The sequence below is a fragment of the Actinophytocola sp. genome (genome assembly GCF_035634895.1).
Lineage (GTDB): Bacteria > Actinomycetota > Actinomycetes > Mycobacteriales > Pseudonocardiaceae > Actinophytocola.
On the sequence record NZ_DASQCC010000224.1, the window covers coordinates 17,547 to 43,094 of the forward strand.

Below are 25,548 nucleotides of genomic sequence, written 5' to 3' on the forward strand. Positions count from 1 at the left end.
GAGACGAACGGGGTGTCACCCAGATGCGGGTCGCGGATGTGTTGCGTACGAAGGGTTCCGAGGTGGCCTCCGTGCCGCCGCAGGTGTCGGTGACCGGGCTGCTCGAAGACCTCGCCCGGTACAACGTCGGCGCGCTGGTCGTCGTCGACGAGAAGGGCACGCTGGTCGGCATCGTGTCCGAGCGGGACGTCGTGCGCCGCCTCGACGAGCGGGGCGCGGAGCTGCTCACCGTCCCGGTGTCGGAGATCATGACCTCACCGGTGGTCACGTGCGAGCCGGGCGACGGCATCGACGGGCTCGCCCAGACCATGACCGAGCGGCGCATGCGGCACATGCCGGTGCTCGAGGACGGCCGGCTCGTCGGGATCGTCAGCATCGGCGACATCGTGAAGAGCCGCATCGAGCAGCTCGAGTCGGACCGCGAGCAGCTGGAGTCCTACATAGCCCAGGGTTCGTAAGCCCGTTGAGCAGGTCCGGGTCCGCACCGGCAGAATGAGCAGCGTGACTCCGGGCCTGCCTTCCGACGATGACCTGCGCCGGTTGCTGGCCGGCGCCCACCACGACCCGCACTCGGTGCTGGGTGTGCATTCCGACCACGCCGGTACGGCGGTCGCACGCGCGTACCGCCCCGGCGCCAAGGCCGTGGCGGTGCTGGCCGGCGAGACGCGCACCGAGCTGGACGAGGTGGCCGACGGCTTCTTCGCCGGCGAGCTGGCGGAGAACCCCGGCGTGTACCGCCTGGAGGTCAGCTACAACGGCGAGCCGCTCGTCGTCGACGACCCCTACCGCTGGCTGCCCACGCTCGGCGAGCTGGACCTGCACCTGTTCGGCGAGGGCCGCCACGAGCGGCTGTGGGACGTGCTGGGCGCGCACGTGCGGTCGTACGAGACCCCGGACGGCGTGATCGAGGGCACGTCGTTCGCCGTGTGGGCGCCGAACGCGCACGGCGTGCGGGTGTGTGGCGACTTCGACGGCTGGGACGGGCGCGCCAACCCGATGCGCTCGCTGGGGTCGTCGGGGGTGTGGGAGCTGTTCGTGCCCAACCTGCCGCCGGGCACGTGCTACAAGTTCCGCATCCTCGGCCCGGACGGCAGCTGGCACGAGAAGGCCGACCCCATGGCCTTCTCGACGGAGGTGCCGCCGGCGACCGCGTCGCGTGTCACGTTGTCGGCCCACGTCTGGTCCGACGAGGACTGGATCGCGCGGCGGGACGCGACGCAGTGGGTGTCCGCGCCGATGAGCGCCTACGAGGTGCACCTGGGCTCGTGGCGACCCGGCCTCGGGTACCGCGAGCTGGCCACCCAGCTGGCCGACTACGTGCAGGACAACGGTTTCACGCACGTGGAGCTGCTGCCGGTGGCCGAGCACCCGTTCGGCGGGTCGTGGGGCTACCAGGTCACGTCGTACTACGCGCCGACCGCACGCTTCGGGAGCCCGGACGACTTCCGCGCGCTCGTGAACGCCCTGCACGAGCGGGGCATCGGCGTGATCATGGACTGGGTGCCTGCGCACTTCCCGCGTGACTCCTGGGCACTGGCCCGGTTCGACGGCACGCCGCTGTACGAGCACGCGGACCCGCGGCGGGGCGAGCAGCCGGACTGGGGCACCTACGTCTTCGACTTCGGCCGCACGGAGGTGCGGAACTTCCTGGTGGCCAACGCCCTGTACTGGCTGGAGGAGTTCCACATCGACGGCCTGCGGGTGGACGCCGTGGCGTCGATGCTGTACCTGGACTACTCGCGCAAGGAAGGCGAGTGGCTGCCGAACATCCACGGCGGCCGGGAGAACCTGGACGCGGTGCGGTTCCTGCAGGAGCTGAACGCGACCGTCTACAAGCACCACCCCGGCGCCGTCATGATCGCCGAGGAGTCCACGGCGTGGCCGGGAGTGACGCGGCCGACCCATCTGGGTGGGCTGGGCTTTGGTTTCAAGTGGAACATGGGGTGGATGCACGACACCCTGAGCTACCTCGGCCACGATCCGGTGCACCGGTCGTACCACCACAACGAGGTGACGTTCTCGCTGATGTACGCGTGGAGCGAGAACTTCGTGCTGCCGCTGTCCCACGACGAGGTGGTCCACGGCAAGGGCTCACTGTGGACCCGCATGCCCGGCGACGACTGGAACAAGGCGGCGGGGCTGCGGGCGCTGCTGGCGTTCATGTGGGCGCATCCCGGCAAGCAGCTGCTGTTCATGGGTGGGGAGTTCGGTCAGCCCGCGGAGTGGTCGGAGAGCCGGTCGCTGGACTGGCACCTGCTCGACGAGCCCCTGCACGACGGCGTCCGGCGGCTGGTGGCGGACCTGAACCGGGTCTATCGCGACCACTCGGCGCTGTTCGCGGCGGACAACCGCCCGGAGGGCTTCCACTGGATCGACGCGAACGACTCGTCGAACAACGTGGCGAGCTTCCTGCGCCTCGACCCGATGGCGCCGGAGGCGGTGGTGGCGTGCGTCGCGAACTTCGCCGGGCATCCGCACCAGGACTACCGCGTGGGGCTGCCGCGCGCCGGGCGTTGGCGCGAGCTGCTGAACACCGACGCCGCGTCCTACGGCGGTTCGGGCTGGGGGAACATGGGCGAGGTGGAGGCGGACGGCCACCCGTGGCACGGCCAGCCGGCGTCGGCACTGCTGCAACTGCCCCCGCAGGGCGTCCTGTGGCTGGTCCCGGAGGCCTGATCACGCTTCGCCACGTCCAGCGTTCAGGCGTCCTACGCATGGTGCGTTCATGGGTTAACCCGGGTCACGGACGGTAGCCGATCACGTAACCTCCGCCGTGTGCGCCGATATCGCGAACTACTGCGTATCCCGGGGGTCGGCAAGCTGACGGCGGCGGTGCTGCTCGGGCGGGTCGCCACGGCGATGCTCAACCTGGCCCTGCTCGTCGCCATCACGCAGCGCCACGGCTATGCCAGCGCCGGCCTGCTCGTCATGATCTTCGCGGTGGTCAACGCCGTCGCCGGCCCGGTCCGGGGCCGGCAGGCCGACCGGCGCGGTCCACGCCGGGTCCTGCTCTGGCTCGTCGCCGCGCACACGGTCGCGTGGGTCGCCCTCGTCACCGCGCTCCTCACCGACGCCCCGGTCGTCGTCCTCTGCCTCACCGCCGCCGGGCTCGGTGCCACCATCCCGCCCGCCGGCCCCGCCGTCCGCGGCCTGTGGCCCAACCTCATCCCCGAAGACCGGCTGACCACCGCCTACGCGTTCGACGCCGCCCTGAACACCACCACCTTCATCGCCGGGCCCATGATCGCCGGCGGGCTTCTCCTCGCCATGCCCGCGCAGACCGTCGTCGCCGGCACCGGCGTGGTCAAGCTCGCCGGCGACCTCCTCGTCGCGCTCTCCCCACCGCTTCGGGCGTTGCGCGGCAAGCCACGGCACGGCGGCTTGCTCGGCCCCCTCGCACACCCCCGCGTCCGGCTCCTTCTCGGCATGATCGCCGTCGACACGTTCGCCTTCGGGTGCCTCGAGGTCGCGGCCGTCGCCACGGCCTCGGGCAGCGGCGCCGCCGGGTTCTTCACCAGCGCGCTGTCCGCCGGCGCGGTGGTCAGCGGCATCGGTTACGGCACCCGCACCTGGCCCGGCAGCCCCCGCGCGCAGCTCGCCACGCTCCACCTCGGCGGCGCCGCCGTGCTGGCCACCGCCGGGCTCACCGGCGCCGCCATCGTGGTCCTCGTCGCCTACGCCGCGTACGGACTGGTCAACGGGCCCGTCGAGACGCTTCAGCAGCTCCTCGTCGGCGACCTCACGCCCGAAGGCCAGCGCATCGAGGCCTTCGCCTGGGTGTTCAGCGTGATGTGGGCGGGCTTCGGCATCGGCACCACGGTCGCCGGCCGGCTCGTCGGCGACGGCCGGGCGGCCGGTGCGCTCCTCGCCGCCACCGCCGCGCAGGCACTGGTGGCGCTCGTCGCGCTGCGCCTGGGCCGCCGAGCGCGGTGAGGCCGTCCACCATGGATTGCGCCGTCCTCACAACACGAACACCCGAAGACCGGCACACTGGACTCGTGCGCACGCGACCCGTCCTCGTCATGCTCGTGCCGCTGCTGCTCGCGCTCGCGGCCTGCACGACCACGATCGCCGGCACGCCGACCAACGGTGACTCCGTGGTGTCGGGCGAACACGGCAACGGCAAGGGTGGCGTCGACCCGTCCTTCGTCCACAACTCCGACGGCGGCGACATCGACCGGCTCGCCGCGACCGTGGTCACCGACGTGCAGCAGTTCTGGACCGAGACGTTCCCGACCGCGTTCGACAAGCAGTGGACCAACCTCGAGGGCGGCTTCTACTCGGTCGACACCTCCAGCGCGACCGCGAAGGCGCCGCCGTGTGCCCGCCGCGCCTCGGACGTCGAGGGCAACGCCTTCTACTGCCCCACCGCGGACATCATCGCCTGGGACCGGGCCGCGCTCCTGCCCGTGCTGAAGGAGAAGTTCGGCGAGGCCGCGGTCATGTTCGTGCTGGCACACGAGATGGGGCACGCGGTGCAGCGCCGCACTGGTCTTACCGTCGCGAAGCAGCAGTCCGACCCGGACGAGTACCCGACGATCCTCATCGAGTCGCAGGCCGACTGCTACGCGGGCTCGTTCGTGCGCTGGGTGTCCGAGGGCAAGGCCGCCCACCTCAAGATCTCCAAGGACCGGCTCGACAACGCCATGGAGGCGCTGGTCATGTTCCGGGACCCGGTCGGCACCGAGCAGTCCGACGACGGCGCCCACGGCGACGCGTTCGACCGCGTGTCCGCCTTCCAGGACGGTTACGACCAGGGCGTCGGCCTGTGCAAGGACATGAGCGTGAAGAACCGCACGTTCACCCAGCGCGGCTTCCTGTCCCAGGACGACGCCGAGCGTGGCGGCAACCTGGACTTCGAGCCGCTGCTGACGACCATCACCGAGGACCTCGGCCCGTCCTACAACACGATCATGACCGGCCTCGGCAAGCCGTGGACCGCGCCGACCGTGCGCACGTCCACCAGGACACCGGACTGCACGAAGGCGGACCAGGGCCCCATCGCGTACTGCGCCGACACCGGCCAGATCGACGTCGCCACCGAGGGCGAGCTGCCGGACATCCACCGCGACATCGGCGACTTCGCGACCGGCACCCTGGTGGCGTCGCGGTACAGCATGGCCGCGCTCAAACAGCTCGGGAAGCAGCTGGAGGGCGAGGACGCCCAGCGCGCGGTGCTGTGCCTGACCGGCGCGTACACGGGCACGCTGCTCACCAGGCGGACGGGCTTCACGCTGTCCCCCGGCGACCTCGACGAGGCGATCCAGGTGCTGCTGCGCTACGACTACGCGGGCCGCGACCTGGCCGGCAAGGCCGTGGCGACGGGCTTCGACCGCGTGTCCCTGTTCCGCCAGGGGACACTGCAGGGCGTCAAGGCGTGTGGCCTGTAAACAGCTCACCGGTTCGGCGTACGTGCACCCGATCGGCCCAGTAGTGTGCCCAACAACCACAACGTTTTTCGAACGGGGAGCAGCTGTGCGTGTGCATTGGGTGCGCGTGGGCCTCACCCTCGCCGCCGTAGCGGTGATGGTGGCGCAGACCGGCGGATGTACTCCGAAGGCGGTCGCCGGCAGTCCCGCCGCCATGAGCAACATCGACACGGGCGACGCCGGCGGTGTCCCGGTCAACAACGGGCCGACCGGCCCGCGCGAGGGCGTGCCGGACGCCGACCTCAGGGTCGAGGGCACGACCGGCAGCGCGGAGGACAGGCTCGCGACCAACGCGGTCGCGGACCTGTACGACTACTGGGACGCACAGCTGCCCGGCCTCTTCGACGAGAAGTTCACGCACATCCAGCGCCTGGTGTCCTACGACTCCAAGGGCGCGGGCGTGTCGATCTGCGGTGAGTCCACGGCCGGTTTCGTCAACGCCTTCTACTGCGGCGGCAACGGCGAGGACGCGATCGCGTGGGACCGCGGCGTGCTGCTGCCCGGTCTGACCAAGCAGTTCGGCCCGATGTCGGTGGTCGGCGTGCTGGCACACGAGATGGGCCACGCGGTGCAGTTCCGGCTCGGGGAGAAGAGCCACATGAGCCAGTCGACGCCGACGATCGTGCGTGAGCAGCAGGCCGACTGCTACATGGGCAACTTCATGCGCTGGGTGGCCAGGGACAAGGCCAAGCACTTCCAGCTCAACACCGGCAAGGGCCTGAACGACATCCTCGCGACGGTGTTCTTCATCCGCGACCCCGCGGGCCTCGACTCGAAGACCCAGGGCGCGCACGGCCTGGCGTTCGACCGCGTGTACGCGTTCCAGGAGGGCTTCCGGTATGACCCGAAGCGCTGCGCCGACATGACCGAGGAAGAGATCGACGGCCGCATCGAGGAGAAGGAGCGGTCCAAGGCCGACGAGAAGGTCGGCGGCCAGGTCGACCCGGGCAACAAGGACATCCTCGGCCTGCTGCAGGAAAGCCTCGACGAGGCGTTCAAGGACAACAACGCCGAGCAGCCGAAGATCACCGAGAACGGCTCGAAGTGCGAGAAGGGCGAGTCCACCTCGCCCGCCACCTACTGCCCGGACGAGAACATCGTGGGCATCGACGTCAAGAAGCTCCAGGCGATCGCCAAGCCGCCGGCCGAGGGCACGGAACCCGGCGCGAAGGGCGCCGGCATCGGCGACTTCGCGGCGTTCGCCGAGATCGCGTCCCGCTACTCGATGGCGATCCAGAAACAGATGGGCGGCAGCCTCGACGACGAGAACGCGGGCCTGCGGACCGCGTGCCTGACGGGCGCCTGGGCCAAGTTCACGGTCGACAAGGACCCCAACACCCAGGACGGCAAGCTCCACCTCGCCGTTGGCGACCTGGACGAGGCGATGGCCGAGCTGCTGCAGGACGACAGCCTCATCGCGGCCGACATCAACGGCAAGCAGGTCGAGTCCGGTTTCGCCCGGGTGGAGGCCTTCCGCCGCGGCTATCAGGACGACTCGTCCGACTGCACGAACGACTTCGCCTGACCGGTACGCCGCTGCCTCCCCTCGACGAGCGAGGGGAGGCAGCGGCGTTTCTCAGTACAGTGCGCTCGCCAGGTCCCGGCGGGCCTTGGCGACCACCGGGTCCTCGGCCGGGAACAGCCCGAACAGCTCGACGAGATGCGTCCGGGCCCGGTCCCTGTCCGGCCCGGCGGTCCGCCGGATCAGGTCCAACAACCGTTTGAAGGCCTGCTCGATGCGCTGGTTGGCGAGCTCGACGTCCGCCGCCTGTAGCTGGGCGTCGACGTCCTCCGGCGACGTGTCCGCGCGGCCGACCACCGACGGGTCGGCGGCCTCCGCCCGCGCCTGGAACCGCACCTGCGCGAGTGCCGCCCTGGCCTCCTCGTTCGCCGGCTCCTCGTCCAGGATCTTCTGGTACGCCGCGATGGCCGCGTCGTAGTCGCCTGCCTCGAACGCGTCCTCCGCGGCCACGAACCGCGGGTCCTCCGGTTCGGGCAGGGGCTCCTCCTCGGCGTCGACGCCCTCCTCGGCCGCGCGGATCCCCGGCAGCCGGTCCCGCAGCGCGTCGAGCAGGGCCGACAGCCACTGCTTGATCTGCGGCTCCGGCTGGGCGCCGGCGAACGCCTCGACCGGCTGCCCGCCGGCGATGGCCACGACCGTCGGGATCGACTGGACCCCGAACAGCTGCGCGATGCGCGGGTTGGCGTCGACGTCCACCTTCGCGAGGATCCACGCGCCGTTGGCGGCCTGGGCGAGGCGTTCCAGCACAGGCGAAAGCTGCTTGCAGGGCCCGCACCATTCGGCCCACAGGTCGACGATCACCGGCACCTGCAGTGACCGCTCGACGACTTCCGCCTGGAAGGTCTCCTCGGTGACTTCGATGATGAACGAGCCGGTCGGCGCCGCGCCGTCACCGGAGGGCGCGGCGGCGGGTGCCGTCGTCGCCTTGGTGGCTGCCTCGGCGCGGGCCTTCAGGCCCGACAGGTCCACCGCCCCGGACAGGGCGGCTGACAGTGCTGCGGTTTGACGTGGGTCTGGCCTTGTCACACATCCATCCTGGCACGCCTCCCCACCGGCGTGTCGGGCTACTCCACATCAACGCCCGCTCCGCCGGTTCCGCCGCGTGTCAATGCCCGCTCCACTCGGCCAGATGCTGCTCGACCCGCTCCACCTTGGCCGTCAGCTGGCCCGTGTGACCGGGCCGGATGTCCGCCTTGAGCACCAGCGACACCCGCGGCGCGGAGGCCGCGACGACGTCGACGGCCTGCTTGACGACGGCCATCACCTCGTCCCACTCGCCCTCGATGTTGGTGAACATCGAGTTCGTCTCACACGGCAACCCACTCTCGCGGACCACTCGCACCGCGGCGGCCACGGCCGCGCTCACACTGTCCGACTCGCCACCCGCCGGGGCCACGCTGAACGCCACTAACACGACGACTCCTCCCGCTCTCGATACTGTGCGAACGGGACCCTGCCGGTACCGGCTGGTAACTTCAAGCTTCATGAGCCACCGCGCCTTGCCGTTCGATCCGATCGCCCGCGCCGCGGAACTCTGGGAGGACCGGGTCGGCCCGTCGACGACGATGGCCGCGGTGACCAGCATCATGCGGGTCCAGCAGGTGCTCCAGTCCGCGGTGGACGCCGCGCTGCGCCCACACGGCCTGACCTTCGCCCGCTACGAGGCACTGGTCCTGCTGACCTTCGCCAAGCGCGGCAGCCTGCCGATGCGGGTGATGGGCGAGCGGCTGCAGCTGCACCCGACGAGCGTCACCAACATCGTCGACCGCCTCGAGGCGGACGGCCTGGTCAAGCGCATCCCCCACCCGACCGACCGGCGCACCACCCTCGCCGAGATCACCGAGGCCGGCCGCGACCGACGCGAGGCCGCGACCGTAGCCGTCACCGAGATCGACTTCGGCCTGCGCGGCCTCACCGAGCGCCAGACCCTTCAGCTCACGGAGTTACTGGCCAAGGTCCGCAAGGCGGTCGGCGACTTCGAGGACTAGGTCGTTCCGAATCCTGGTGCGCGCCCGACCATCCCGGGGAGGGCCGTCATGCGTCCTCCCACTGGAAGACCCTTGCCGCGATCACACCGACCACCAGGATGAACCCGGTCAGCACCAGGCACGGCACCACCAGCGCACCCGCGTCCTTGCCACGCACCAGGAAGTCCATCATCCCGTCGTTCATGTGGCGCAGCGGGAAGATCTCCGAGATCGTCCGCATCCACGGCGGGGCCTGGTCGATCGGGAAGAAGGTCCCCGAGAGGAAGGCCATCGGCAGCACCACGATGTTCGCCGCGCCGGTCGCCGCCTCCTCGGTCTTGCAGAACGCGCCGACGAGCATGCCGATCGCGAAGAACGCCAGGATGCCCAGCAGGAACACCGGAATCGCCAGGTACCACGTCCCGGTCAGCCGCAAGCCGAACACCGGCAGCAGCGCGACCCCGATGAACACCAGTGCCTGCGCGATCGCGATGCCGACCGTCACCACGACCCGCGCGGTCAGCACCGTCGGCACGGCCACCGGCGCCAGCCGGATCCGCCGCAGCACCTGTTTGCGCCGCCAGCTCACCAGCGTCAGCGCCGCCCCGAACACGGCGGACACCGCGACACCCCAGGACATGATGCCGGGGGTGATGTACTGGATCGGCTTGAGCGACGAGTCCTCGACGTTGCGCGCGTCGAGCGTGTACCGCTCCGGCTGTCCCGTGGCCTGCTGGTTCACGTGGCTGATCACGCCCTGCACGATCCCCGAGACCACGCTGGCCTGTGTCTGGTCGCTCTGCGCGAAGCGGTAGGTGATCCGGTCGCCGTCCTCCGCGACCATCGCGGGCAGGTCGCCGTTCCTGACCTGCCGCTCCGCCTCGTCGACGGTGCCGAACCGGGTCAGCTCCAGCGCGCCGGTCTGCCGTAGCCCGGTGATCACCGGGCCGTCGCCGACGACGGCGATCTCGGTCCTGGACGTGCCGGCGTCGCGGAACAGCAACCCGAACACGACCAGGAACATCAGCGGGAAGACGAACGTGAAGAACAGCGTCGCCTTGTCCCGGTAGAAGATCTTCACCATCGCCGTGGCGAGGCTCTTGAACGCGGTCACGACTGGTCCGCCTCTCCGTGGCTCGAGGTACCGGTCGCGCCGGGATCCGAATGGTGCTGTCTGGTCACGTGCTCGTGGCCGGCTCGCGTCACGCCCGGTACTCCCGTCCGGTCAGCTCCAGGAAGACGTCCTCCAGCGTGGCCGTGCGCACCTGTAGACCGGCCAGCGCGCGGCGTTCGGCCAGCGCCGACAGCAGGTCCGCCGGCTCGCGGGTCGCGATGGTCAGCGACACGTCGTCCTCGGCGACCTCGTCGGCACCCGGCAGGGCCTTCGCGTCGGCCTCGGTCAGCGAGCCGCGTTCGAGGATCACGCGGGTGGGCGCGTCGAGGCCGCGGACCAGCGTGGCCGGCGGGTCGAGCGCGAGGATCCGGCCGCGGTCCATGATCGCGACCCGGTCGCAGAGGATCTCGGCCTCGTCCAGGTAGTGCGTGGTGTACAGGATCGTCTTGCCGCGTTCCTGGATGGCGCGCAGGACGTCCCACAGGTTGCGACGGGCCTGCGGGTCGAGCGCGGCGGTCGGCTCGTCCAGGAACACGATGTCCGGGTCGTGGATGAGCGCGCACGCGATCGACAGCCGCTGCCGCTGCCCGCCGGAGAGCCTGTCCTCGCGCGTGCCGGCCTTGTCGGTGAGCCCGACCAGCTCGAGCATCTCGTCGGCGCGGGCGGCGCTCACCCCGTACAGGCTGGCGAACGTCACGAGCTGCTCGCGGGCGGACAACTTGTCGAAGAAGGCGGTCGCCTGCAGCTGCACGCCGATGCGCGGCAGCAGGGCGGTGTTGCGTGGCCACGGCTCCTGACCGAGCAGACGCACGGTGCCGCCGTCCGGTTGGCGCAGGCCCTCGATGATCTCGAGCGTCGTGGTCTTACCTGCCCCGTTCGGTCCGAGGATGCCGAAGAACTCCCCCTCGTCGACCGAGAACGAGACGCCGTCGACGGCCTTGAGGTCGCCATAGGACTTCCGCACGTCGTCGACGGTGATCGCGGTTTGGGTCACGCCGGGGAATCTAGCTGGTCACCGGCATCCGTGAACCGAAATCGAGGTAGATCCGTGTCCATGGCACGGCCGGCGCGACCCGCGCGCCGGCCACTTCGGACAGCACGACGCTCACCGCACAAACCGCGCCAGGAAACGAGGTTCGCTCCGCCGAGAAAGGAAGCCCAGCCGTGCGTAAGCATCTGGTGGTCCCGGTGTTCGCCGCTCTGGCCCTGCTCGCAGGGTGTGGCAACGCCGCGCCGGACGAGCCGTCACTGATCGACCCCGCGGCGGCCGGCGCGCGGCAGTCGCAGGCCCAACCGGTGTCGGTGAACGCGGCCGACGTGGCCGGGATCGGATCGGTGCTCACCGACCAGACCGGCAAGACGCTCTACGTGTACACCCAGGACAGCACGAACCCGCCCACGACGAAGTGCCTGGCACAGTGCGCCGAGTCGTGGCCGCCGCTGCTGGCGACCGACGACCTGCGCGGAAAAGGGGTCGACTCGACGTTGCTGGGCACGATGACCAGGCCGGAGGGCACCAAGCAGGTGACGATCGCGAAGCAGCCGGTCTACACCTACGCGGGGGACACCACGCCCGGCCAGGCCACCGGGCAGGGCATCCAGAACGCGTGGTTCGCCGTGACCCCGCTCGGCACGCGGACCGGCGTCCCGGCGGCGCCCGCCGCGCCGGCGGCCCCGGCCAACCCCGGGAACGCGGTCGCCCCGGCCTCGGTGATCGCGAAGGACATCCCCGGTTTCGGCGCCGCGCTGACGAACCAGGACGGGATGACGCTCTACCTGTTCACGAAGGACAGCAAGAACCCGCCCAGGTCGACGTGCGGCGGTGCCTGCGCCAAGAAGTGGCCGCCGCTGCTGACCGCCGCGGGCAAGGACATCAACGTCAAGGGTGTCGACTGGGACCTGGTCGGCATGGTGCCCCGGGACGACGGGTCGATGCAGGTCACCGTGGGCGGGTGGCCGGTCTACCTGTTCACCGGCGACAGGAAGCCGGGCGAGGTGAACGGACACGGCGTCGACGGCGTGTGGTTCGCCGTCGAGAAGGAGGGTTGCAAGTCCTCCGCACCAGTGCGGAGGAGCTCGTCGTCCGGGGAGGCGGACGGCAACACAGGCTACTGACCCGGGGAAGGGCCCGACCGGACGTTGCCCGATGCTCCCGCCGCCCAGGGTGAGGCAGCGAATCCGGCCGGTGGAGAAAAACCTGGTGCGCGCCGGCTACCCGCGGCGGGCGCGCACCAGGCCACCACGAAGCTTTCCTCTGGCGGGCGGCGGCAGGATCCCCCGGGCCGCCGTCCGCCGAACCACCTGCCCTGGGTGGGCGGGAACGGTCTCCCCGCTCACCCATCACCAGCCGCCGTCCTCGGAACGCGGCGGCTGGTGGGACGGCGGACGCCTCCATCCATCCCCTGGAGGCGTCCGCCGTTCTTGTACCGCCCTGACAACCTTGTCGAGTTGACAGCGACCCGTGACACGGGGTCGAATGTCCAGGCCATGACAACGTTGTCGAACTCCCGCGGCCGGCTACCTCGGCGGGCGACCATGAGCGATGTCGCCCGGCTCGCCGGCGTCAGCATCAAGACCGTCTCCCGGGTCGTCAACGCCGAGCCCGGGGTGCACGCCGAGACCGCCGAGCGCGTCCTGGCCGCCATCGAGCGGCTCGGGTTCCGCCGCAACGTCGGCGCGCTCAACCTCCGTCGCGGCTCCTCGACCGGCACCATCGGCCTCGTCCTCGAAGACGTCGCCAACCCCTTCTACTCCGGGCTCACCCGCGCCGCCGAGGAGGTGGCCCGCCGCTTCGGCCGGCAGGTGCTGACCGGCTCCTCCGACGAGGACGCCGGCCGCGAGCGGGAGCTGGCCCTCGAGTTCTGCGCCCGCCGGGTCGACGGCCTGATCATCATCCCCGCCGGTCGCCAGCACGCCTACCTCCTGCCCGAGATCGCCTCCGGCACGCCGGTCGTGTTCGTCGACCGCCCGGCCGGTGACGTCCACGCCGACACCGTGCTGGTCGACAACGTCGCCGCCGCCGCACAGGCCGTCACGCACCTCGCCACACACGGGCACACCAGGATCGCCTTCCTGGGCCACGGCCCCGGGGTCTTCACCGCCGCGCAGCGGCTCGCCGGCTTCCGCGAGGGCTGCGCGCGGGCCGGCGTCCCGTTCGACGAGGGGCTCGTCGCCATGGGCCCGCACACCACACGGACCATCACGGACACGCTGCGGCACGCCACCGCCGTCGTCACCGGCAACAACCGGATCACCGTGCAGGTCCTGCGCACCTTCGCCGGGACGGGGCACCGTCCCGCGCTCGTCGGCTTCGACGACTTCGAGCTGGCCGACCTGCTCGACCCGCCGGTCACCGTGGTCGCCCTCGACCCCGCCGAGCTGGGCAAGGCGGCGGCCGAGCTGCTGTTCGCCCGCCTGGACGGCGACCGCGAACCACCTCGCCGGATCGTGCTGCCCGCACGCCTCATTCCCCGCGGATCAGGAGAGAGATGAACGACGGCCTGCGACCGGTCCGGCTGCCCGCCAACCAGCCACCCCGCTTCTACCGGGGCGGCGCCGCCATCGCGGCGCTGCGCGGTGACGAGCCGAAGGAGTTCGGGCCCGAGGACTGGGTCGCCTCGTGCACCACGCTGCACGGCGAGCAGTCGGACGGCCTCACCACGCTCCCCGACGGCACCCTGCTGCGCGACGCGGTGACCGCGCACCCGGCGAACTGGCTGGGTGAGGAACATGTGCGGGCGTTCGGCCCGGAACCGGCGCTGCTGGTGAAGCTGCTCGACGCGGGCCAGCGCCTGCCGGTGCACTGTCACCCGTCCAACGAGTTCGCCGCGCGGCACTTCGGTTCCCGCTACGGCAAGACCGAGGCGTGGATCGTGGTCGGCGCGGCGGAGGGCGCGGGTGTCCACATCGGATTCCGCGAGGAGCCGTCGCCGGAGACGGTGGCCGTCTGGGTCGCCCGGCAGGACACCGCGGCCATGCTGGCCGCACTGAACCCCGTCACGGTACGGCCGGGCGATGCGGTGTTCGTGCCGGCCGGGGTGCCGCACGCGATCGACGCGGGGATCTTCATCGTGGAGCTGCAGCAGCCGACGGACCTGTCGGTCACGCTGGAGTGGCAGGGCTTCCTCGACGACGAGGCAGGCGGCCACCTCGGCGTCGGCTTCGAGACGGCGCTCGGCTGCGTGGACCGGCGGAGCTGGGCGGACCGCCTGGACGAGCTGGTTCACCACTCGGCTCAGGGCGAGCTGTTCGGGCGCCCGGAGTTCTTCCGCGCGGAACGACTGACGGCCGGCGCCCGGCTGGACGCGTCGTTCGGCGTGCTGGTGGTGCTGTCCGGCACGGGCACGCTGCGCACCGAGAAGGCAGGCGACGTCGCGCTGACCAAGGGTGCCACGTTCGTCCTGCCGCACGCCGCCGGCGAGTCCACGGTGGACGGTGACGTGGTCGTGATCCGTTGCCTGCCACCGGTCAGCTGAGGCCGTAGAACCCTTCGGTGGCGTTGACCCCGCGGTAGAGGTGCGGGGCGAAGCGGCCCATGGCCTGTGCGATGAGCGGGATGAACTTGACGTTGCTGCCGAGCGGGAGGCGGTAGCCGTGCCGGACGCCCTGGCGCTCCCAGAGGTGCCCGATCTCCGGATGGCGACCGGCGAACGCGGGGTCGACGGGGTGGAAGTCGACGCGGACGTGGGCACGCTCGCCCGCGATCTTGTCCGAGGCGGCGCCGACGATCTTGTCCTGAATGGACTCCGGCCCGACCTGTTTGGGACTGTGCTTGGAGATCGAGACGGCGGCGAGCTCGGTCCACGGGACCATCCAGGGGGCGCCACGCGGGTCGTCCCAACGCAGCCCGACGGCGTCGAAGACGAGGTGCTGGGGGCGGAAGACCTTGTCCCGCCGAACAACCAGCCCGACCGGCAGCACGAGGAACAGCAACCCGATGACCACGCCGATGATGCCGGCGGCGGCGCCACCGTCGACCGCCGCGGTGACTCCGGAGCCGACCACGACCAACCCGATCACGCCTGCCACGCTGGCCCCGATGACCGCCTTGCGCGCGTTGGTCCTCCCGACGTCGATGACGACGGACGGGCCCGCGACACCGGGCGGCCCGAACCCGGGCACCCCCGCGGGCAGGAACGCGGAAGGGACAGCACCGTTGTGGGGACGGCCCGGCGGCGCATAGGCCCCCGAAGGCGACCCCGGCCCGCCATGACCGGCGACTGGTGGATATCCGGTTGAAGGGCCCGAAACCGGCACGGCAAACGCGGCCGGAGCCGCGGGCTGGCCATAGCCGATGGCAGGGGGATATCCGGGCACCGGGCGCGCCGTCGCGGCATGGCCCGCCGAGCCGACCGGCTGGCCGTAGCCAACTGCCGGCGGGCCAGGAGGCACGCCATATCCGGCCGTCCCGGCGTCGATCCAAACAGGCGGCATCCCCGGAGGCCCGCCGAAGCCGGGCGGGGCCGGGTAACCCGCGCCGTGCCCGCCGGGATGACCGGCCGCCGGCCCGGCATAGCCGGCCGCAGGCGCCGGGTCATAGCCACTCGTCCCACCGAACGCCGGCGCGGCACCCGGCTGGCCGTAGCCCCGCGGATAGCCGGGCGGTGGCCCGTACGGCTGGTAGGTCGGTCCCCCTGGCGGCATCGTCACGCGCGGGATGCTAGCCCCGCCGGCCCACAGCGGACCGTGAATCTCCTCAGGTCACGACGATCGGTACGTCATACCCCGCCGGTCAGCTGATCGGCCGCCGTGTACGGGTCCGTCTCCCCCGCCGCCACCCGCTTCGCCAGTCCCGCCAACGCTTCCCCGCCGTTCACCCCACCCAAACGCGCCCGCAGCGACGCCACCGCGATCGCCTCGATCTCGCTCGCCGCCCGCCGGATTCGCCTGGCCTCCAGCTCACCGTGCGTCGCGAGCCACTCGTGGTGTCCATCCAGCGCGGTCAACAGATCGTCCGCGCCCGCACCGGTCGTCGCCACCGTCCGCACGATGGGTGGGCGCCATGACGGACCCGACTCGCGGCGGCCCAGCGAAAGCGCGTGGCGCAGGTCCCGCACGGTCTGGTCGGCGCCGTCCCGGTCGGCCTTGTTCACCACGAACACGTCCGCGACCTCCAGGATCCCGGCCTTCGCCGCCTGGATGCCGTCGCCCATCCCGGGCGCCAGCAGCACGACCGTGGTGTCCGCCAGCGCCACGATGTCCACTTCGGACTGTCCAACCCCGACGGTCTCCACCAGCACCACGTCGAACCCCGCCGCGTCCAGTACCCGCACCGCCTGCGGGGTCGCCGTCGCCAGGCCGCCCAGCGCGCCGCGGGTCGCCATCGAGCGGATGAACACGCCGGCGTCCACGGTGTGGCTGTGCATCCGGATCCGGTCGCCGAGCAGTGCCCCGCCGGAGAACGGCGACGACGGGTCGATCGCCAGTACACCCACCCGCAGGTCCCGTGCCCGGAACGCCGACACCAGCATCGACGTGGACGTCGACTTCCCGACCCCCGGCGGTCCGGTCAGGCCCAGCACCCTGGCCCGGCCGGCCAGCGGCGCCAGCAGGCCCGCCACCGACCGCAGCTCCGGACTGTCGTCCTCGACCAGCGAGATCAGCCGGGCGACGGCCCGCGCCTGTCCGGCACGGGCCTGCTCGACGAGCGTGGAAACGTCGGACACAGCGCGAAACGCTAGACACGCAGCAGAAGCGCGTCGCCCTGGCCGCCGCCGCACAGCGCGGCCGCACCGAGACCGCCACCACGCCGGCGAAGTTCGTAGGCCAGGTGCACGGCCAGCCGCGCCCCGGACGCCCCGATCGGGTGCCCCAGCGCGATCGCACCGCCGTTGACGTTCACGATGTCCTCGCTGATGCCCAACTGCTTCGTGGACACCACACCGACGGCCGCGAACGCCTCGTTGATCTCGACGAGAGACAGGTCGGACGCCGAGAGACCGGCCTTCGCGAGGGCCGCCCTGATCGCGTTCGACGGCTGCTCGTGCAGGCTCGCGTCCGGTCCGGCGACGACGCCGTGCGCGCCGATCTCCGCGAGCCACTCCAGACCCAGTTCCTCGGCCTTGGCCCTGCTCATCACCACGACCGCCGCGGCGCCGTCGGAGATCTGCGACGACGAGCCCGCGGTGATCGTCCCGTCGGTCGCGAACGCCGGGCGCAGCTTGGCCAGTGACTCGGCCGTGGTGTCGGCCCGCACGCCCTCGTCGGTGTCGAAGACGACCGGGTCGCCCTTGCGCTGGGGAATCGTCACCGGCACGATCTCCTCGGCGAACACGCCCTTCTCGATGGCCGCGGCGGCCAACCGGTGCGAGCGGGCGGAGAACGCGTCCTGCTCCTCGCGGGTCACGCCGTAGCGCGCGTTGTGCTTCTCGGTCGACGCACCCATCGCGACCTGGTCGAACGCGCAGAACAGGCCGTCGTAGGCCATGTGGTCGAGCATGGTCACGTCGCCGTACTTGAAGCCGGCACGCGACTTGGGCAGCAGGTGCGGCGCCTGTGTCATCGACTCCTGGCCGCCCGCGACGATGATCTCGAACTCGCCGGCGCGGATGAGCTGGTCGGCCAGCGCGATCGCGTCGAGGCCGGAGAGGCAGACCTTGTTGATGGTCAGCGCGGGCACGTCCATTGGGATGCCCGCCGCGACCGCGGCCTGGCGCGCGGGGATCTGGCCGGCGCCCGCGGTCAGGACCTGACCCATGATCGTGTACTGCACCTGCTCCGGCGCGACCCCGGCCCGTTCCAGCGCGGCCCTGATGGCGACGCCGCCCAGCTGTGCCCCGGAGAAGTCCTTCAGGGCGCCGAGCAACCGGCCGATCGGGGTGCGTGCCCCGGCGACGATGACGGATCCAGACACAGCCTGCCTCCAAAGAACTCCGGCTAGAACCCCTACGTTACCCGTTGGTAGAAACAGGGGTCCCCTAACGTGTGAGCGGTCGCACAACCGCTGGTCGCGGTGTCGATTGAACGCCGTATCGTCAGTGAAATGGACGCACTTAAACCGTTCGTGACCGCCATCGACCATGTGGGTGTCGCCGTGCCGGACCTGGACGCGGCGATCGCGTTCTACCGCGACACTCTCGGTCTCGAGCTGGTTCACGACGAGGTGAACGAGACCCAGGGCACGCACGAGGCGATGATGCGCGCGCCCGGCGACGACGGCACGGGCGCGGCGCTCCAGCTGCTCGCGCCGCTCGGCCCGGACACCACGATCGGCAAGTTCATCGGCCGCAAGGGTCCCGGCCTCCAGCAGCTCGCCTACCGGGTGACCGACATCGAGGCCGCGATGGAGGCGTTGCGGGACAAGGGAGTTCGCGTGCTGTACGAGAAGCCGGCGCAGGGCACGTCCAACAGCAGGGTGAACTTCGTGCACCCGAAGGACGCGGGCGGCGTGCTCATCGAGCTGGTGGAGCCGGCACAGGGGCACTGAGCGGAGCCCGCGGAGCGAACCACGAACACTGAGCGGAGCCCGCGAGACAGGTTCGAGACAGGTCACCGGGCGCAGAGCGCGGCGGCGATGAAGTCGACCTCGCGGTCCATGGTCTCGTCGGTGTCGGCGTAGCGCGCAACCGAGTGGCGGTAGCTGACGGCCAGGGCGAGCAGCTCCGCCGCCGTCTCGACTCTCGTCAGCGGCAGTGCCGCGGTGCTCGCCGCCTGGATGACCGCCCGCACCTGGTCGACGACCGTGACGAAGCGCGACTGCAGTGCCTCCTTGACCGACGGGTGCGTGTCGGCCTCCCGCCAGAGCAGGTGGGACAGCAGCGTCGACGCGCGGTTGCGTGCGTCCAGCTCCGCGACCAGCCGGCGCAGCGACGCGGCCACGTCACCGGGCACGACGACGTGCGCCGGTTCGATGTGCTCGTCGGGCAGCCGCTCGACGAGTGCGGCCAGCAGGTCCTGCTTCTTCTGGAAGTAGTAGTGCACCAGGCCCTTCGGCACCTTCGCGAGCGCCGCGATCCGTGAGGTCGGCGTGGCCTCGAAACCCGACTCGGCGAACAGCTCCTCCGCGGCGACCAGGATGCGCTCCCGCGCGGACGGGTCGTCCTTCTTGCCGGTTCTGCGCATCACGGTCCGACTCCCTTCCGGCGCGAAAGCGCGCGGCCCACGAACGTAACCCGTGGACCGCGCGCCGTGTGGCCGATTCTGTCAGTGCTGGCCGGCGATGCCGGACCGATGTGCCGACTGGGCCGCCGGGAACGCCGCCGCGCCGACGATCGCCGTGAGCGCGCCGATGATCCAGGACGACCAGGAGATGCCGTTGAGCTCGGTGTACCCGATCACCCATGGCGAGATGAACATGAGCACGCCGAGGACCACCTGGATCCCCTCGCCGTAGACCATGCCCGGCGAGGCCAGCGAGGCCAGGCCGTCCAGCGCGACGAGCGCGCCGAGCACGATCATCGTCCACATCGCGGCATCACTCGTATCCGTCCAGAGGAAGGACAGGAGCGCGACGACGCCGAGGACGACCTCGGCCCAGTCGTACGGCCGGGTCCACGGCCGAACCGCTGTTTCTGCCATCGAGACCACCTCTTCGTGTTGGTGAGTGCCTCTTCTCAAATCATGCGCTTGATTGGCCGGCCGGTCAAACTTTCTGTGGTGGTCGCCACCACATCGAGTGACCCGGGTCTCGCCTGGGTTCTTCTGAAACGTTACTGGCCGGTAGCGTTGGCGGGCATGCAGAAGATTCTCGACGCGATCCTCGCAGGTGACCACGCCGAGCTGGGCGCGCTGCCGGTGCCGGAGAGCTACCGCGGCGTGACCGTGCACGCCGACGAGGTCGAGATGTTCGCGGGCCGCGAGCACACCGACAAGGACCCCCGCGAGGCACTGCATGTCGACGAGGTGCCCACGCCGGAGCTCGGTCCCGGCGAGGCGCTCGTCGCCGTGATGGCCAGCGCCATCAACTACAACACCGTCTGGACCTCGATCTTCGAGCCGATGGACACGTTCGGCTTCCTGCGCCGCTACGGGCGGACCTCTCCCCTCGCCAAGCGGCACGACCAGCCCTACCACGTCGTCGGCTCCGACCTCGCCGGCGTCGTCCTGCGCACCGGCCCCGGCGTCAACGCCTGGCAGCCCGGCGACGAGGTCGTCGCGCACTGCCTCAACGTCGAGCTCGAGCACCCGGACGGGCACAACGACACGATGCTCGACCCCGAGCAGCGGATCTGGGGCTTCGAGACGAACTTCGGCGGGCTCGCCGAGCTGGCGCTGGTCAAGTCGAACCAGCTGATGCCCAAGCCGGCGCACCTCAGCTGGGAGGAGGCCGCCTGCCCCGGCCTCGTCAACTCCACCGCCTACCGGCAGCTCGTCTCCCGCAACGGTGCCGGGATGAAACAGGGCGACACGGTGCTCATCTGGGGTGCCTCCGGTGGGCTCGGCTCGTATGCCACGCAGTTCGCCGTCAACGGCGGCGCGACACCCGTCTGTGTCGTCTCCAGCCCGCAGAAAGCCGAGATCTGCCGGAAGATGGGCGCCGAGCTGATCATCGACCGCAGCGCGGAGGGCTACCGGTTCTGGAAGGACGAGCACAACCAGGACCCCAAGGAATGGAAGCGTTTCGGCGCGCGGATTCGTGAGCTCACCGGCGGGGACGACCCCGACATCGTGTTCGAGCACCCCGGCAAGGAGACCTTCGGCGCCAGCGTGTTCGTGGCCAAGCGTGGCGGCACCGTGGTCACGTGCGCGTCGACCAGTGGGTTCCTGCACCAGTACGACAACCGGTACCTCTGGATGAACCTCAAGCGGATCATCGGCTCGCACTTCGCCAACTACCGCGAGGCCTGGGAGGCGAACCGGTTGATCGCCAGGGGAAAGATCCATCCCACACTGTCCGGTGTGTACTCACTGGAGGACACCGGGCAGGCCGCCTACGAGGTCCACAAGAACAAGCACCAGGGCAAGGTCGGCGTGCTGTGCCTCGCCCCGGAAGAGGGTCTCGGCGTGCGGGACAACGAGTTGCGAGCGCAACATCTTTCGGCGATCAACCGGTTTCGCGGGGTCTGAACCAGCACATGACAAGTCCGCGCGGACCGGGCAAGGTAGCGTGGGGCCATGGCGCTGGGCGAAGAACGTGATCTTGTACCGCTGGGAGCCGGCTTCGACATCACCAAACGTGGTTACAGTCGAATGCAGGTCGAGGAGCACCTCGAGCAGCTGGACAGCCAGCTGAAGATCCTCGCCGCCGACCGGAACGCGGCGGCGGCGCAGGCTGCCGAGCTGACCTCACAGCTGGAACTCGCTCGTACCACGATCGACGACCTCAACAAGCAGGTCGAGCGACTCGCACAACCGCCGACGACCCTCGAGGGCCTCTCCGAGCGCCTGCAGCGCATGCTGCGCCTCACGCAGGAGGAGTGCGAGGAGATGCGGGCCAAGGCCACCGCCGAGGCCGACCACACCCGCGCGAAGGCCCAGGCCGAGGCCGACGAGGTCAAGAGCAAGTACGAGGCCAAGATCCGCGAGCTGGACGAGCGCCGCATCGAGATGGAGCAGGAGCACGCCGGCGCGCTGGAGATCGCGCGCCGCGATGCCGAGGAGCTGCTCTCGAAGGCCAAGTCGGAGGCCGAGGCCGCCGAGATCGCCGCCAACGCCCGGCGCCAGCAGGTCGAGGAGGACTTCGACATCGCGATGGCCTCCCGCCGCACGGAGTCCATGCGGGCACTGGCCGAGCAGGAGGCCACGTCCAAGTCCGAGGCCGAGCGCCGCGTCCGCGAGGCGACCGAGGAGGCCAACCGCCGCCGGCACGAGGCGATGACCGAGTCGACCGCGCGCCTGCAGGAGGCGACGACCGAGGCGGAGCGGCGGGTCCGCGATGCCACCGACGAGGCCAACCGCCGGATCAACCACGCCGCCCAGCGCGTCGCGGCCCTGCGCAAGCTGCGTGCCCGGGTCGCCGAGCAGCTGACGTCCGCACGCGAGATGGTCATCGACGCGCACGCCTACCTGGAGAACGCCGTCCCGGCGTTCGAGCCGCTGCCGGAGGAGCTGGCCGACGCCGCGGACGCGGGCGCCAAGCCCACCCCCGCGCCACGCGACCGCAACCCGCTGCCCGGCCCGGCGAAGGAGAAGTGGGAGACCGCGGGCGCCCCGGACGAGGTGCCGATCCCCAAGTCCGTGGCGGACCAGACGACGAAGCGCATCTCCAGGTGAGCGGCGTCCACGGAACGAACCGTGGCCGCCGACCGACCGGGCGACGCGGGGTGAGCCGGTGACCGACCTGCTGGCCGTGGCCGTCGACGAGGCGCGGCTCGGCCTGGCGGAGGGCGGCATCCCGATCGGCGCGGCCCTGTTCACGTCCGGCGGCGAGCTGCTGGGCCGCGGCCACAACCGCCGCGTGCAGGACGGCGACCCGTCCATGCACGCGGAGACCGCGGCGTTCCGCGACGCGGGCCGCAGAAGGCACTACCGCGACACGATCATGGTGACGACCCTGTCGCCGTGCTGGTACTGCAGCGGCCTGGTCCGCCAGTTCGGCATCCCGCGCGTGGTCGTCGGGGAGTCGACGACGTTCACCGGCGGCCACGGGTGGCTGGCCGAGCACGGCGTGCGGATCGAGGTCGTCGAGGACGAGACCTGCATCGGCCTCATGCGGGCGTTCATCGCCGAGCGGCCGGACCTCTGGTTCGAGGACATCGGCGAGTAGCCGCGAGCGGTCTCACCGCCGCGTGACCCGGAACATGTAGCAGCCGTAGCCCAGGTTGTGGCTGTGTGCCTCGACCACCTCCGGATGCGCCAGCACCGACGCGATGGCCGCGTCCGGGTCGGCGCCGTCGTGGACGTGGGTCGACGGGTGGATCCAACCGCGTGCGTCGTAGGCGCGCAGCGCCTGCGGCCGGCCGACCCACTCCCGCGGGTACGCGGTCACCGAGGCCGGGCCGGCGCAGTCCTCGGCATGCGTGAACACCGCCCCCTTCTGCTGGTAGGGCCCGTCGCCCGGTAGTGGCTGCTCGTAGTTGAACAGCGCCATCTCCTCGCCGGCGGTCGCGTAGCGCAGGCAGCACCGCAGCGGCTCGCCGCCGCCCGCGGTGACCGCAACCCCGCCGGTGCCGCGCTCGTTCAGTGGGTGGATCAGGTAGTCGCTCATGACCCAAGCCTCCCGCGCCGGGCACCCGGGAGCTGGCGGAAAAACGACCTGGCGCATCCGTGCGGAGGACACGACACCCACGGTAGGTTTACTCGCGAGTAGTTAACTGGAGGACACATGACGGCTTACCAGACAGTGGTCGTCGGCACGGACGGCTCCGACTCGTCCTACCTCGCGGTCGAGCGCGCCGCGCGGATCGCCGCCGACACCGGCGCGACGCTGGTCATCGCCTGCGCCTACCACCCGGCGCGGCCCGAGGAGGTCAGCAGGGCGACCGACGAGCTGGGCTCGGACGTCGCCTACCAGGTGGTCGGCTCCAGCCCGGCCGAGGACTCCGTCCGCACGGCGTCGGAACGCGCCAGGCGGCAGGGCGCCACCAAGATCGACACCGTGGTCGTGGACGGCGAGCCGGTCCCCACCCTCACCAGGGTGGTGGAGGAACGTGCCGCCGACCTGCTGGTCGTCGGCAACCGGGGCCTCAACACGCTCGCCGGCCGCTTCCTGGGCTCGGTCCCGTCGGAGGCCGCCCGCAAGTCGAAGGTCGACGTGCTCATCGTCCACACGACGTGAGCGGCGCCGGCGAGGAGGCGATCGAGAGCATCCTGCTCGGCGGCGGTAGGCAGTACACGCGTGCCCAGGTCGCCGACCTGTCCGGCGTGTCGGTCGAACGCGCCAGCGCGCTGTGGCGTGCGCTCGGCTTCGCCACCCAGGACGACGACGCGGCCGTGTTCACCGAGGGCGACGTCCAGGCGTTGCGCCGCACCGACCAGCTGATCCAGAACGGCATCCTCGACCCCTCGCTCGCCACCTCGACCGCACGCATGATCGGCCAGCACATGTCCCGCCTGGCCGAGTCACAGGTCCACATGCTGCGTGACATCCTGGCCGCCAACCCGGAGCTGGCCGCGGACGAGCGCCAGCTGGGCCGGCTCGTCGAGCACCTCACGCCCGAGCTGGAGGCGCTGCAGGACTTCGTCTGGCGCCGCCATCTCGCCGCGTTCGCGGGCCGGCTGCTCGCCGCCCCGGACGAGGAGGTCGACGAGCGCCGGCTGGCCGTCGGCTTCGCGGACATGGTCGGGTTCACGTCGCTGACCCGCCGCGCGACCGAGCAGGAGCTGGTCGACGTCGTCGAGCGGTTCGACGCGCTGTCCGGCGACGTCGTGGCCGAGAACCACGGCCGGATCGTCAAGATGCTCGGTGACGAGGTGCTGTTCGTCGCGGACTCCCCCGCCGACGGCGCCGAGATCGCGCTGACGCTGATCGCCCGCGCCGAACAGGAGGACGGTGTGCCGTCACTGCGGGCGGGGCTCGCCTACGGCCGGGTGCTGAACCGCTTCGGCGACGTCTACGGCCCGGTGGTCAACATCGCGAGCCGCCTGACCTCGGTGGCCCGCCCCGGCACGGTCCTGGTGGACCTGGAGCTGACCGAGGCGCTGCGGGACGACCCGGCGTACGCCGTGCACGCACGCCGTCCCGTGTCGGTCCGCGGCTACTCCCGCCTGCGTTCGGCGGTCCTGCGGCGAGCGGGCGAGGAACAGCCGGCCAGCCTCGCCGACTTCACCGCCGAGCTGCTGGGCCTGGCCGCCGCGACCGAGGACGCCCCGCACGTTCCGCTCGAACCCGACGACGAACGCACCACGCCACGACGACGTCGACGACGCTGAGCTGCTTGGATGGGGAGATGCGCTTTCCCGACACACCGCTCGTGCTGCTCCACGCGTTCCCGCTGGACCGCCGGATGTGGGACGGGGTACGCGCCGGCCTCGAAGAGCACGCCGAGCTGATCACCCCGGACCAGCGTGGCTTCGGCGGCGTCCCGCTCGGCGCCGACGAGCCGGACCTGGCCAGGGCCGCCGACGACGTCATCGACCGGCTCGCCGGGCGCCGCGCGCTCGTCGGCGGCTGCTCGATGGGCACCTACGTGGCCATGGCCGTCCTGCGTGCCGCACCCGAGCTGGTCGCGGGACTCGTGCTGATCTCCGGCCGGGCGACCGCGGACACCGAGGCGGCCCGGGCGAACCGGCACGCCATGGCCGCACGCGTCGAGGACGAGGGTCCGGGCTTCGTGGCCGACGCCATGCTGCCGAACCTGGTCGGCGCGGAGACCCACGAGCGCCGCCCGGATGTCGTGGCGACCGTGCGCGCGCTCGTGGCCGAGCAGGACGGCGCCGCCATCGCGTGGGCGCAGCGGGCCATGGGCGCGCGGCCCGACTCGTCGGCGCTGCTGCGGGACACGGAGGTGCCGACGCTGGTCGTGCGGGGCGAGCAGGACACGCTCATCCCGGTCGGGGAGGCGGACGCGCTCGCCGCGCTGATGCCGAAGGCGGAGGTCGTGACGCTGGCCGGCGCCGGGCACCTGCCGCCGCTGGAAGCGCCCGAGGAGCTCACCGGCGCGGTCGCGCGCTGGCTCGAGTGACCGTCGGTGCTCGTGG

25 protein-coding genes and 1 pseudogene are annotated in these 25,548 nt (G+C 71.1%); 16 read left to right on the forward strand and 10 right to left on the reverse strand.

From position 1 onward, the window contains the following. The first annotated feature begins 23 nt into the window (after nt 1-23). The 5 genes from VET29_RS34455 (at nt 24) to VET29_RS34475 (ending at nt 6,954) form a co-directional block, all read left to right on the forward strand. Nucleotides 24-458, forward strand: a complete 435-nt coding sequence (locus VET29_RS34455) for a CBS domain-containing protein (RefSeq protein WP_324928659.1) — start codon at nt 24-26, stop codon at nt 456-458. 34 nt (nt 459-492) lie between these two features. Next, nucleotides 493-2,676, forward strand: coding sequence for a 1,4-alpha-glucan branching protein GlgB (gene glgB, locus VET29_RS34460; protein WP_324928661.1), 2,184 nt, complete (start codon nt 493-495; stop codon nt 2,674-2,676). Between the two features lie 99 nt (nt 2,677-2,775). Beyond that, entirely contained in the window at nt 2,776-3,933 is a 1,158-nt protein-coding gene (locus tag VET29_RS34465) for an MFS transporter (RefSeq protein ID WP_324928663.1), read from the forward strand. Between the two features lie 65 nt (nt 3,934-3,998). After that, a complete protein-coding gene (locus VET29_RS34470; RefSeq protein WP_324928665.1) occupies nt 3,999-5,390 on the forward strand; it encodes a neutral zinc metallopeptidase in 1,392 nt (463 codons plus the stop codon). An 85-nt stretch (nt 5,391-5,475) separates the two neighbouring features. After that, nucleotides 5,476-6,954, forward strand: a complete 1,479-nt coding sequence (locus tag VET29_RS34475; RefSeq protein ID WP_324928667.1) for an aminopeptidase — start codon at nt 5,476-5,478, stop codon at nt 6,952-6,954. 51 nt (nt 6,955-7,005) lie between these two features. Here the strand turns inward: VET29_RS34475 and trxA are convergent, their stop codons facing one another. Further along, nucleotides 7,006-7,977, reverse strand: a complete 972-nt coding sequence (gene trxA / locus VET29_RS34480; protein ID WP_324928668.1) for a thioredoxin — start codon at nt 7,975-7,977, stop codon at nt 7,006-7,008. 79 nt (nt 7,978-8,056) lie between these two features. After that, the gene (locus tag VET29_RS34485; RefSeq protein ID WP_324928670.1) at nt 8,057-8,365 is read right to left on the reverse strand and encodes an MTH1187 family thiamine-binding protein; all 309 of its coding nucleotides are present in this window, start codon (nt 8,363-8,365) and stop codon (nt 8,057-8,059) included. A 70-nt stretch (nt 8,366-8,435) separates the two neighbouring features. Here VET29_RS34485 and VET29_RS34490 point away from each other — a divergent pair, with 70 nt between their 5' ends. After that, a complete protein-coding gene (locus VET29_RS34490) occupies nt 8,436-8,939 on the forward strand; it encodes a MarR family transcriptional regulator (RefSeq protein ID WP_324928672.1) in 504 nt (167 codons plus the stop codon). Between the two features lie 46 nt (nt 8,940-8,985). On the opposite strand, the gene VET29_RS34495 is transcribed toward VET29_RS34490, so the two are convergent. Together VET29_RS34495 and VET29_RS34500 are read right to left on the reverse strand one after the other, a co-directional pair. Then, nucleotides 8,986-10,032: an ABC transporter permease gene (locus VET29_RS34495; protein ID WP_324928674.1), complete on the reverse strand. Its 1,047-nt coding sequence runs from the start codon at nt 10,030-10,032 to the stop codon at nt 8,986-8,988. An 88-nt stretch (nt 10,033-10,120) separates the two neighbouring features. After that, on the reverse strand, nt 10,121-11,026 hold the full coding sequence (locus tag VET29_RS34500) for an ABC transporter ATP-binding protein (RefSeq protein ID WP_324928675.1): 906 nt from the start codon (nt 11,024-11,026) through the stop codon (nt 10,121-10,123). A 167-nt stretch (nt 11,027-11,193) separates the two neighbouring features. Here VET29_RS34500 and VET29_RS34505 point away from each other — a divergent pair. The 3 genes and pseudogenes from VET29_RS34505 to VET29_RS34515 all read left to right on the forward strand — a co-directional run. Beyond that, nucleotides 11,194-12,147, forward strand: a pseudogene (locus VET29_RS34505) (SCO0930 family lipoprotein); the annotation flags it as partial. Nucleotides 12,148-12,567: 420 nt separating this feature from the next. Continuing rightward, nucleotides 12,568-13,524: a LacI family DNA-binding transcriptional regulator gene (locus tag VET29_RS34510; RefSeq protein WP_324928840.1), complete on the forward strand. Its 957-nt coding sequence runs from the start codon at nt 12,568-12,570 to the stop codon at nt 13,522-13,524. Beyond that, on the forward strand, nt 13,521-14,507 hold the full coding sequence (locus VET29_RS34515; RefSeq protein WP_324928677.1) for a class I mannose-6-phosphate isomerase: 987 nt from the start codon (nt 13,521-13,523) through the stop codon (nt 14,505-14,507). The genes VET29_RS34510 and VET29_RS34515 overlap by 4 nt, the downstream gene beginning before the upstream one ends. On the opposite strand, the gene VET29_RS34520 is transcribed toward VET29_RS34515, so the two are convergent. The 3 genes from VET29_RS34520 to VET29_RS34530 all read right to left on the reverse strand — a co-directional run bounded on the left by VET29_RS34520 (nt 14,500) and on the right by VET29_RS34530 (nt 17,884). Continuing rightward, nucleotides 14,500-15,153: a hypothetical protein gene (locus VET29_RS34520; RefSeq protein ID WP_324928679.1), complete on the reverse strand. Its 654-nt coding sequence runs from the start codon at nt 15,151-15,153 to the stop codon at nt 14,500-14,502. The genes VET29_RS34515 and VET29_RS34520 overlap by 8 nt on opposite strands. A 596-nt stretch (nt 15,154-15,749) precedes the next feature. Next, nucleotides 15,750-16,697, reverse strand: coding sequence for a methylmalonyl Co-A mutase-associated GTPase MeaB (gene meaB / locus VET29_RS34525; RefSeq protein WP_324928681.1), 948 nt, complete (start codon nt 16,695-16,697; stop codon nt 15,750-15,752). Between the two features lie 11 nt (nt 16,698-16,708). Next, complete coding sequence (locus tag VET29_RS34530) at nt 16,709-17,884, reverse strand: acetyl-CoA C-acetyltransferase (RefSeq protein ID WP_324928683.1); 1,176 nt, start codon at nt 17,882-17,884, stop codon at nt 16,709-16,711. Between the two features lie 129 nt (nt 17,885-18,013). On the opposite strand from VET29_RS34530, the gene mce reads away from it, so the two are divergent. Continuing rightward, nucleotides 18,014-18,457: a methylmalonyl-CoA epimerase gene (gene mce, locus VET29_RS34535; RefSeq protein ID WP_324928685.1), complete on the forward strand. Its 444-nt coding sequence runs from the start codon at nt 18,014-18,016 to the stop codon at nt 18,455-18,457. Nucleotides 18,458-18,519: 62 nt separating this feature from the next. Here the strand turns inward: mce and VET29_RS34540 are convergent, their stop codons facing one another. Then, complete coding sequence (locus tag VET29_RS34540; protein ID WP_324928842.1) at nt 18,520-19,092, reverse strand: TetR/AcrR family transcriptional regulator; 573 nt, start codon at nt 19,090-19,092, stop codon at nt 18,520-18,522. Nucleotides 19,093-19,173: 81 nt separating this feature from the next. Next, nucleotides 19,174-19,548, reverse strand: a complete 375-nt coding sequence (locus tag VET29_RS34545; protein WP_324928687.1) for an SPW repeat protein — start codon at nt 19,546-19,548, stop codon at nt 19,174-19,176. Between the two features lie 156 nt (nt 19,549-19,704). On the opposite strand from VET29_RS34545, the gene ccrA reads away from it, so the two are divergent. From ccrA to VET29_RS34560, 3 genes are all read left to right on the forward strand, one after another. Then, nucleotides 19,705-21,036 (forward strand): crotonyl-CoA carboxylase/reductase, encoded by a 1,332-nt coding sequence (gene ccrA / locus VET29_RS34550; RefSeq protein WP_414636694.1) that lies wholly within the window; start codon nt 19,705-19,707, stop codon nt 21,034-21,036. A gap of 123 nt (nt 21,037-21,159) precedes the next feature. Further along, complete coding sequence (locus tag VET29_RS34555; protein WP_324928689.1) at nt 21,160-22,182, forward strand: chromosome segregation protein; 1,023 nt, start codon at nt 21,160-21,162, stop codon at nt 22,180-22,182. Between the two features lie 67 nt (nt 22,183-22,249). Next, complete coding sequence (locus tag VET29_RS34560) at nt 22,250-22,675, forward strand: nucleoside deaminase (protein ID WP_324928846.1); 426 nt, start codon at nt 22,250-22,252, stop codon at nt 22,673-22,675. A 12-nt stretch (nt 22,676-22,687) separates the two neighbouring features. On the opposite strand, the gene VET29_RS34565 is transcribed toward VET29_RS34560, so the two are convergent. Then, on the reverse strand, nt 22,688-23,116 hold the full coding sequence (locus tag VET29_RS34565; protein ID WP_324928691.1) for a DUF1203 domain-containing protein: 429 nt from the start codon (nt 23,114-23,116) through the stop codon (nt 22,688-22,690). 117 nt (nt 23,117-23,233) lie between these two features. Here VET29_RS34565 and VET29_RS34570 point away from each other — a divergent pair, with 117 nt between their 5' ends. From VET29_RS34570 to VET29_RS34580, 3 genes are read left to right on the forward strand one after another with little or no spacing between them, the layout of a single operon-like run. Continuing rightward, a complete protein-coding gene (locus VET29_RS34570; RefSeq protein ID WP_324928693.1) occupies nt 23,234-23,686 on the forward strand; it encodes a universal stress protein in 453 nt (150 codons plus the stop codon). Further along, complete coding sequence (locus VET29_RS34575) at nt 23,683-24,780, forward strand: adenylate/guanylate cyclase domain-containing protein (RefSeq protein ID WP_324928695.1); 1,098 nt, start codon at nt 23,683-23,685, stop codon at nt 24,778-24,780. The genes VET29_RS34570 and VET29_RS34575 overlap by 4 nt, the downstream gene beginning before the upstream one ends. Before the next feature lie 17 nt (nt 24,781-24,797). Then, complete coding sequence (locus VET29_RS34580; protein ID WP_324928697.1) at nt 24,798-25,532, forward strand: alpha/beta fold hydrolase; 735 nt, start codon at nt 24,798-24,800, stop codon at nt 25,530-25,532. The last annotated feature ends 16 nt before the right edge of the window (nt 25,533-25,548 follow it).